The sequence below is a fragment of the Leifsonia sp. TF02-11 genome (genome assembly GCF_017565305.1).
Classification (GTDB): domain Bacteria; phylum Actinomycetota; class Actinomycetes; order Actinomycetales; family Microbacteriaceae; genus Leifsonia.
In genome coordinates this window covers 1-1,598 of the sequence record NZ_JAGEKP010000040.1, presented here as the reverse complement: position 1 = coordinate 1,598, position 1,598 = coordinate 1, and the positions used below count along the sequence as shown (strand labels likewise).

Annotated in this window: 1 protein-coding gene; it reads left to right on the top strand. The window is 68.5% G+C overall.

Going from position 1 to position 1,598, the window contains the following annotated elements; genetic code table 11:
- Nucleotides 1-382 precede the first annotated feature (382 nt).
- Nucleotides 383-1,453 carry an IS110 family transposase gene (locus JNB50_RS24570; RefSeq protein ID WP_208042719.1) on the top strand — a complete coding sequence of 357 codons (1,071 nt, stop codon included), beginning with the start codon at nt 383-385 and terminating at the stop codon, nt 1,451-1,453.
- Nucleotides 1,454-1,598: the final 145 nt, after the last annotated feature.

Here is a 1,598-nt window from a genome sequence, read left to right as displayed (position 1 = left end):
GCGAGTGATCGAGAGCGAGTGGACGGGGCGCAGTGCCGGGAGCGTGGAATACCGGACTGGAGCGAAGCGGAAGGAGGATATGCCGCTGTGAGTCTGGGCTCGGCTGGTCTGGGACTGGCTGGCAGGGTTGGTGTTGGTCGTCTTCGTCCGGTCGTGGCTCGATATGCCGCTGGCCCCGTGTGGGCCTTTCTTTCGACATGTCCGTCCGGGCGAGGGCGGCCGGCGCCACCCGGCCCACCTCGATGACCTGATTAGAAGCCTGCCCGACCCTCTGCGGGTCGTGGCCCGTCACAGTGCTGCCTCGAAGTGACTTCCTCCCGGGCCGGCGCCGGCCGCCGTGCGGCCGAGCCCGTGTTCCATCGAAGGAAGGATCCGATCCGCAATGACTATCGTCGCGCATTCCCGTTCGTTCGTCATCGGCGTGGATACCCACGCGAAGACACACACCTATGCTGTGATCCAGACGGCGTCCGGGCAGCTGCTGGGCTGCCAGCAGTTCCCGACCACCCCGCAAGGCATCGCCCGCGCGATCGCCTGGGTCGGCCGAATGACCGGCGGCGACGCCGAGACCTTATGGGTGATCGAGGGCGTCGCCACCTACGGGGCGAAACTGGCCCGCGCTGCAGCCGAGAGCGGATACGAGGTGGCCGAAGCACCCCGGATGAACGCGAAGGCCCGACACGGAATCGGCAAGTCCGACCCGCTGGACGCGCACGCGATCGCGACCGCCGTTCTGCCGCTGGAAGAGGACCGGTTGCGCCGCCCCCGCGCCGACGACGGAACACGTCAAGCGCTGCGGGTGCTGGTGACCGCCCGCGACCAGCTCGCGCAGGAGAAGACCATGAACGTCAACGCGCTCACCGCGCTGCTGCGCACCAACGACCTCGGCATTGACGCCCGCAAGCCCCTGACCGCAGCCCAGATCGGTCAGGCATCCCGGTGGCAGCACCGCACCGAACCACTCGCTCTCGCCACCGCAAGAAGCGAGGCTGTCCGGCTGGCCCGGCGCATCCTGGAGCTGGAGGAGGCGCTGACCGTCAACCACGCCCGTCTGAGCGAGCTCATCACCGCCAGCCCCGCGGCGCCGCTGCTGGAGGAGACCGGCATCGGCGCATACACCGCCGCCGTCGTCATCACCGCATGGTCCCACCCCGGCAGAGTCCGCAACGACGCCGCGTTCGCCGCCCTCGCCGGGGTGAACCCCATCCCCGCCTCCAGCGGCAACACCACCCGGCACCGCCTCAACCGCGGTGGCGACCGACGTCTGAACAAGGCGTTGCACTACATTGCGATCACCCGCATGAGCCGCCACCCCGGCACCAAGGCCTACCTCGAGAAACGCCTCGCCGAAGGACGCAGCCGACGCGAGATCCGACGCTGCATCAAGCGCTACCTCGCCCGACACCTCTATCGGACCCTCAACACCCTCTACGCCGCACCCGAGACAAGTTGACAAACATAGAAGCGTCGAAAGCCCGGCACGCAGCCCGCGGGAGCGAACTACGATCGGCCGGCCAGGCAGACGGACAACCCAACAAACACGGCGCCGCTCGCGGCTCATTCACCTCTGCCCGTCACATGAGACGAGCCCGCGCCCG

Excerpts from the sequence above, each read along its gene's own strand:
- JNB50_RS24570 (WP_208042719.1), top strand. The coding sequence starts at position 383 with ATGACTATCGTCGCGCATTCCCGTTCGTTCGTCATCGGCGTGGATACC.